Annotated in this window: 8 protein-coding genes; 6 read left to right on the forward strand and 2 right to left on the reverse strand. The window is 63.7% G+C overall.

What is annotated here, in order from left to right:
- The 3 genes from EN906_RS16400 to EN906_RS16410 all read left to right on the forward strand — a co-directional run.
- On the forward strand, positions 1-583 hold a 583-nt coding region (locus EN906_RS16400), incomplete at its 5' end, for an ABC transporter permease (protein WP_164777200.1).
- Positions 584-586: 3 nt separating this feature from the next.
- Positions 587-1,540, forward strand: a complete 954-nt coding sequence (locus EN906_RS16405) for an ABC transporter permease (RefSeq protein WP_127272456.1) — start codon at positions 587-589, stop codon at positions 1,538-1,540.
- A 64-nt stretch (positions 1,541-1,604) separates the two neighbouring features.
- Positions 1,605-2,288, forward strand: a complete 684-nt coding sequence (locus tag EN906_RS16410) for an SGNH/GDSL hydrolase family protein (RefSeq protein WP_127271777.1) — start codon at positions 1,605-1,607, stop codon at positions 2,286-2,288.
- A 138-nt stretch (positions 2,289-2,426) separates the two neighbouring features.
- Here EN906_RS16410 and EN906_RS16415 read toward each other — a convergent pair whose 3' ends face one another.
- On the reverse strand, positions 2,427-2,687 hold the full coding sequence (locus tag EN906_RS16415; RefSeq protein WP_127272455.1) for a hypothetical protein: 261 nt from the start codon (positions 2,685-2,687) through the stop codon (positions 2,427-2,429).
- 212 nt (positions 2,688-2,899) lie between these two features.
- Positions 2,900-4,003, reverse strand: coding sequence for a histidinol-phosphate transaminase (locus EN906_RS16420; protein ID WP_127270781.1), 1,104 nt, complete (start codon positions 4,001-4,003; stop codon positions 2,900-2,902).
- A 130-nt stretch (positions 4,004-4,133) separates the two neighbouring features.
- On the opposite strand from EN906_RS16420, the gene EN906_RS16425 reads away from it, so the two are divergent.
- The 3 genes from EN906_RS16425 to EN906_RS16440 form a co-directional block, all read left to right on the forward strand.
- Complete coding sequence (locus EN906_RS16425; RefSeq protein WP_127270780.1) at positions 4,134-4,907, forward strand: glucose 1-dehydrogenase; 774 nt, start codon at positions 4,134-4,136, stop codon at positions 4,905-4,907.
- A gap of 201 nt (positions 4,908-5,108) precedes the next feature.
- On the forward strand, positions 5,109-6,431 hold the full coding sequence (gene hisD / locus EN906_RS16435; RefSeq protein WP_127272454.1) for a histidinol dehydrogenase: 1,323 nt from the start codon (positions 5,109-5,111) through the stop codon (positions 6,429-6,431).
- 15 nt (positions 6,432-6,446) lie between these two features.
- Positions 6,447-7,435 (forward strand): zinc-binding dehydrogenase (locus EN906_RS16440; RefSeq protein WP_127375258.1); only part of this gene is annotated, 989 nt, incomplete at its 3' end.

The following is a 7,435-nucleotide window of genomic DNA, read 5'->3' on the forward strand; positions in this document are numbered from 1 at the left end:
GTCGACGCAGTACATCGTGCTCGGCATCACGCGCATCCTGCGTCCCGTCTCCGGTGGCACCGTGCCGGAGATCGTCATCGATGCCGTCTCGGGCAGTTTCCTCGGCATTTCCTATCCGGTTTTCTGGGGCATCGCCGTGATCCTGGCAGCGTGGAAACTGCTCTACGGATCCCGGTACGGGCTGCATCTGTTTGCGATCGGCGGCGGCATCGCGTCCGGCGCCGAAAGCGCTGCCCGCAATTTCGGCGTCTCCGACCGCCGCAACATTATCCTCGCCTATGTGGTCTGCTCCTGTTTCGCGGCCGCTGCCGGTGTCTTCCTGGCCGGGCGCATCGTGTCGGGCGATCCGAATGTCGGTCTGCTTTTCGAACTCGATACCGTCACCGCCGTGGCGCTCGGAGGCACCCAGCTCTCCGGCGGCATCGGCAGCCTGCACGGCACAGTGATCGGCGCGCTGGTCATGGCGCTGCTGGCTAACGGCATGAACCTCGCCAACGTCTCGCCCTTTGTTCAGACAGCGATCAAGGGCGGCATCCTGCTGGCGGTGGTCGGGTTGCAATCCCGCAAGAAAATGGGGCTCTGAGCGATGGCCGCCGTTCTCGCAAATCCGATCGCCCGGCGTCTGCTGCGCATCCCGCCGTCCTATTTTGTCTTCATCGTGCTGCTGGCGACGCTGTGGATCGCGCGGCCGAACATGCTCAACCTCAACATCATGGGCATCTTCGTCAGGCAGATCGTGCCGCTCGGCATCCTGGTTCTGGGGCAGCTCGTCGTCATGCGGGTGAAGTCGATCGACCTTTCCGGCGGCGGCATCATCCTGCTCATCAACTATTTCATCTCGTCGGGCACTTTCCCCGGCGCGTCGATGCCTTTCTTCGTCGTGCTGGCGCTCGCCACCGGCCTCGTCATCGGCCTGTTCAACGGCTTCATGATCGGCAACCGGCGGGTGTCGGCGGTCATCGTCACGCTGGCGGTCAGCATCATCCTGGTCGGGCTGGTGCAGTTCCTGTCGAGCGGCAATCCGCCCGGCGATGTGCCGAAGCTGTTCAACGACCTATACAACACGAAATTCCTGTCGGTTCCGACGCCGGTGCTGTTCTGGGTCCTGCTGACCGCTTCGGTGTGGCTGCTTCTGTCGCGGACCATCTTTGGCCGCTACGTCGCTTCGGTCGGGGAGAATGCCGAAGCCGCGCATTTTTCCGGCGTGCCGGTCCAGCGCACGGTCATCCTGGCGCATACGCTCGCCGGCCTGATAGCGGCGATCGCCGCCCTGGTGCAGACCGGTTCCATCGCCGTCGGCAGCGTCCGTATCGGCCTCGACCTGCCGATCCTGGCGGTCGCGGCAACGATCCTCGGCGGCGTCGTCTTCGGTCGTGGCGACGGCGGCGTCTGGGGGCCTTTCTTCGGGGCGCTGTGTTTTGCGCTGCTGTTCGTGGTGATGACGGTGCTCGGCATCGACGAGCCCGGCAAGCTCATCGCGCAGGGCGTCATCATCCTCGGCGCGGCGATCTTCTACGGAGTGCGCGTGCGAAACCCCTGATTTGAAACGGCGAAGAGCAAGTGCGCCGGCGTTCAGACAATTGCAAACAGATGGAGAAACATGGATGTCACCGCCAAAAAACATCATGTGCTACGGCGACTCGCTGACCTGGGGCTGGGTTCCGGTCAAGGAAGGGTCGCCGACCTACCGCTACCCTTATGATCAGCGCTGGACCGGTGTGATGGCGGCGGCGCTGGGGGCGGGCTACCACATCATCGAAGAAGGCCTGAGCGCGCGCACGACCTGTCTCGACGACCCCAACGATCCGCGCCTGAACGGGGCGAACTATCTGCCCTCGGCCATCGCCAGCCATCTGCCGCTCGACCTGGTCATCGTCATGCTCGGCACCAACGACACCAAGTCTTATTTCCGCCGGACGCCTTATGAGATCGCCAATGGAATGGCGAAACTGGTCGGGCAGATCCTGACCAGTGCCGGCGGCATCGGCACCCCTTATCCGGCTCCCAAGGCGCTGGTCATTGCGCCGCCGCCGCTGACCCCGATGCCCGATCCGTGGTTCGAGGGCATGTTTGGTGGCGGGCACGAAAAATCCAGGGATCTGGCCAGGCAGTACAAGGCGATGGCGGATTTCATGAAGATCGATTTTCTCAATGCCGGCGATTACCTCACCACGGATGGTGTTGACGGCATCCATTTTACTGCCGGAAACAACGCCGATCTGGGACGCGCCGTCGCCGACAAGGTCAAGTCGATCCTTGAGCCGGGCAAGGTCAGCACTGCCGCCTGAAGCCGCCACGCCCGTCGGCTCGCGGCACACAGGCCTACGGCGCGGGTGTATCGCTCGTTCCTCCGGCGATGCACATCGATACGGGGCCGTTTGGCCCCGTATCGATGTGGCGCTCGACGCCTGCAGACCTGCGTTGATCTAGGGCCTTGTGCCCCGAGGAACATGATCGGCAGACGATTTGGTTTGGCGGTCGAAAACGACCGCCAGGCCCTTCTTCACGGCAAGCGAGGCGACCATGTCGTCGAGTTCGCGATCGGGAATGGCGGGTTTGAGGACCTGCCGGATGGCCCGATAGGCCTGCTCGGTCGACACATAGTCGTAGCGCTTTTTGCGCGCTTCCACATATTGCTCGATGAGAATGCCCAATCGGCGGGCGGCGATGTCATCTGGTTGCTGCAAGGGAGCCTCCTCAGCGTCGATCGTTTGCAGACCCCCGAGATGTAAAAACCCACGCCGCGAAAGTTAAGGCCTGCTGTCGGCTTGAAGCCCAAAAAATCTATTGCCTTCGTTCAACGAACTGCACCGCAGAGTGTCATCGTGTCCGAACTGGCACATCGCAGCCGCAAGGCGCGGGTCAACTTGCCCGTCCGAATCCCGACCAAAGCGTGTATTCACAACAGCTCCGACAGAACGGCCATGAAATGGTCGTTCTCCGCTGTCGAGCCGATGCTGACTCGCACATAGGTGTCAAAACCCTGCTGCTTCCACGGCTTGACGATGACGCCGTGACGCAGCAGGCCTTCGACGAAGGCGGAAGCATCTTGCCGGCAGTTGAAGAACAGGAAGTTGCCCCTGGAGGCAGCGACATCGAGGCCCTTGCTCGCCAGGAAAGTCTCGACGCGTTTTCTCTCTGCATTGGCCAGCGCGACGACCCTGGCAAGGTGTTCGTCGTCGGCCAGTGCCGCGAGTGCGGCCGCCTGGGCCATCGCGTTGGCGTTGAAAGGCGTGCGGACGCGATCGAGCAGCGCGCGCAGCTCCGGGTCACCGACGATGCCGAAGCCGATCCGCAATCCGGCCAGACCGAACGCCTTGGAAAAGGTCCGCAGCACGATCCAGGGCCGGCCCAGCTTTTCGAGATAGGGCAGGGACGATGCATAATCGTCGCCCTTGGCATATTCGGCATAGGCTTCGTCGATGACGATCAGCGTCTCGTCGCCGACCGCATCCAGAACCCTGGACAGATCGCCGCCGGAGAGCCAGCTGCCGACCGGGTTCATCGGGTTCGAAAACAGCAGCATGCGCGGCCGTTCGCGCACCGCCTCGACCAGCGCATCGACATTGATGGTGAGATCGTCGTTGACGACAACGCGTTTGACGGTCGCCCCCATCAGCGTTGCGTAGTCCTCATGCAACGGGAACGACGGATAGAGCGTGACGACCGCGTCGCCCGGCCGCAACACGGCACGGCTGATGACGGAGAGAAGGTCTTCGGAACCGTTGCCGAGGATGATCTGGCCCTCGGCGACGGCATATTTGTCGCCGATCGCCTGGCGCAGCTTGCGCCCGGCGGGGTCGGGATAGAGGCGGAACATCTCGGAGCCGGCATGCATCGTCGTGGCTAGCGTCGGGCTGGGCCCGAGCGGGTTTTCGTTGGAGCCCAGTTTGGCGATCCTGGCCGGTGCGTATCGCTCCATGACCTCGTCAATGGTGAGCCCGGAATTGTAGGGCGACAAACGGTTGACTTCGGTGCGGACCATATCCGAGGCTTTCGACACGGGTGGGCTCCTCTGCGGTGGATTTCGTCATCCGTACCGTAGTCGAAATAGTTTGTATATGCTTGTATATGTAACTTGATCTGATAGTCTCGACGCTGAAGCGGAAACCGACGCCGGCAAGGAGGATCACATGCGCAACGCTTCTCTCTTCGATCTCTCCGGCAGGAAGGCGCTTGTCACCGGCGCAAGCCGAGGCATCGGGCGCAGCATCGCCGAAGCGCTGAGTGCCGCCGGCGCCGACGTCGCGGTCTCGGCGCGCAGCCTGGCGTCATTACAGGACACAACGACAGCCATCCGCGCCGCCGGCGGGGTGGCGCATGCCGTTGCCCTCGACGTCACCGATGTCGGTCGCTGCCGCGCAGCCACCGCAGAGGCTGCCAGCCTGCTTGGCGGTCTCGACATTCTCGTCAACAATGCCGGCGTGGAGGAGGTGCGGCCCTCGCTCGATGTCGACGAGGCGCTGTGGGACAGGATCGTCGACACGAATCTCAAGGGAGCGTTCTTCTGCGCCCAGGCCGCCGCGCGGCAGATGCGCGATGCCGGCCGTCCTGGTGCCATCATCAATCTGTGCTCGCTGACATCCGAAGTCGGAATTCCCACCGCGGTGCCATACGGCTCGTCGAAGTCGGGCCTGCTCGGCATGACCCGCGCCCTTGCGGCGGAGTGGGCGGAGCTTGGCATAAGGGTCAACGCCATCGCGCCGGGATATTTCAGGACGGCGATGACCGACGTTTTCTACAGCAACGAGGCATGGCAGCACTCCATGCTGGCCAAAATCCCGCAGCGTCGTTTCGGCGACCTCCACGACCTGCATGGCATCGCCGTGTTCCTCGCTTCGGATGCGGCTGCCTACATAACCGGCCAGTCCATTCCGGTCGATGGCGGCTTTCTCGCCTCGATCTGACGAGGCAGGTTTGTCTCCGTGGTTTCGACGGATGATGGAAAAATTGCTGGCGACTATCATACATACATGTATATACTTTTGCCCGGTGAAGCCTCTCGACGGCTTTGATCCTTGCCCCGGTCGGCCTGTCGACCCGCAGAACTATGGCCATCCACGGGCCAACCGTCATTGCGTTCCAAGAGTTCCAGGAGACGAGCAGTTATGTCCGACATCAGCTTCCACGATTTGTCATCCATCGATGCCGACCAGCGCGCCAGTCTGCTGAAGCGCGCCGAGGCCGATCTGACGGTCTTCGTCGAGAAGGTCCGGCCGATCATCCAGGCCGTCAAGGACGAAGGCGATGCCGCCTTGATCCGCTTCGCCAGGGAACTCGACAAGGCCAATGTCGCCGAGGGCGAACTGCAGGTGTCGGAAGCCGAGTTCGACGCGGCGTTCGACAAGGTGGAAAAGGATGTGGTCGAGAGCATCCAGTTCGGCATCGACAACATCAGGCATTTCCATGAGGAGCAGAAGCCGGAGACGATGTGGCTCAAGGAAGTCCGGCCGGGCGCCTACGCCGGCGACAGGTACACGCCGATCGCATCCGTTGCGCTCTACGTGCCGCGCGGCAAGGGCGCCTTTCCATCGGTGACGATGATGACGTCGGTGCCGGCGGTGATTGCCGGCGTGCCGCAGATCGCCATCGTGACGCCGCCGACATCGGATGGTTCGGTGGATGCGGCAACGCTCGTCGCCGCGCGTCTCGCCGGCGTGGGCACGGTCTACAAATGCGGCGGCGCCCAGGCAGTTGCCGCCGTCGCTTACGGCACCGAGACGGTGAAGCCCGCGCTCAAGATCGTCGGCCCCGGCAGCCCGTGGGTGGTGGCGGCCAAGAGCGTGCTGTCGTCGGTCATCAACACAGGCCTTCCGGCCGGCCCGTCGGAAGCGATCATCTTTGCCGATGACAGCGTTGACGGCGGCCTTGCCGCGCTCGACCTGTTGATCGAAGCCGAGCACGGGCCGGATTCCTCGGCCTATCTGGTGACGCACAGCCGCAAGGTTGCAGAAGCAGCGCTTGCTGCACTTCCCGAGCATTGGTCGCGGATGACCGAGCAGCGTGTCGAGTTTTCGCGCGCGGTGCTGACCGGCAAGCGCGGCGGCATCGTGCTGACGGCGTCGCTGGAGGACAGCTACCGCTTCATCAACGACTATGCGCCCGAACATCTCGAGATCCTGTCGAAGGAGCCATTCGCGCATCTCGGGCGCATCACCGAGGCCGCCGAAATCCTGATGGGTCCGCACACGCCGGTGACGCTGGCCAATTTCGTTCTCGGCCCCAATGCGGTGCTGCCGACCAGCCGTTGGGCGCGGACTTACGGCCCGCTTTCGGTGACGGATTTCGTCAAGCGCTCGTCGATCGGCTATGTCACCTCGGCGGCCTATCCGGAACTCGCTCTGCACGCCCGCAGGCTCGCCCGCTACGAGGGCTTCAGCTCGCATGAGAACGCGGTCTCGGAAATCCGCGACCGCTATCTCGCCGGTTGAGCGGAAGCGATCGTGATGAAGGCCGCACGACTGTATGGACCTGGTGACTTGCGCATCGAGGACATCGCCACGCCGGGCGTGCCGGATGCGGGCTGGGTGAAGCTCAGGGTCGACGCCGCCGGCATTTGCGGTTCGGACCTGCACAATTTCCGCACGGGACAGTGGATAAGCCGGTCGCCTTCGACGGCCGGCCATGAGTTGACCGGCACGGTGACTGCCATCGGCGCGGGCGTGGACGCCTTCGCCGTCGGCGACAGGGTGGTCGCCGATTCCCGTTTCTGGTGCGGAGACTGCGCGCAATGTCATGGCGGCAGGCGGCATCTCTGTGTGTCGCTGGGCTTTGTGGGAGAAATCTGCGACGGCGGGTTTGCCGAACAGGCGGTGCTGCCCGCGCGGCTTTTGCATATCATCGATGCCGGGCTCGACGAGCGGGTCGCGGCGATGGCCGAGCCGCTGGCGGTGGCGCTGCACGCGGTGCGGCGCCTGCCGAAAACGGCCGGCTCCGTGCTGGTCGTCGGCTGCGGGCCGATCGGCGGTCTTGCCGCGCTGCTGCTGTCTCGAACTTTTGCGGGCACCGTGCTCGTAACCGACCGCAACCAGGCCCGCTGCGCCCGCGTGTCGCAGGTGACGGGGGCCAGGATCGTCGATCTGAACCGAGATGCCGTTGCCGCCGCAACCGCCAATGCCCCGCTGCTCGCGGCCATTGAGGCGACCGGCAGCGTCGCGGCGCTCAACCAGTTGCTTGGCGTTGTCGATCCCGGCGGCACGATCGCCATGGTGGGCATCTTCCATGGCCGCCTCGACATTGATCCCAATACGCTGGTCGAACGCGAAATCGGCTTGCTGGGATGCCACGCCTTTGCCGATGAGCTGCCCGAGGCGGTGCGGATGCTAGGTGAACTCAGCGAACCGCTGTTGGCGCTGATCGACCAGGAGATCGGCCTGGATGACATTCCGGCTGCCTATGAGCGGCTGTTGGCGGGACACAGCGACGGCTTGAAAAC

It is taken from the genome of Mesorhizobium sp. M7A.F.Ca.CA.004.06.1.1 (assembly GCF_003999135.1).
GTDB lineage: Bacteria > Pseudomonadota > Alphaproteobacteria > Rhizobiales > Rhizobiaceae > Mesorhizobium.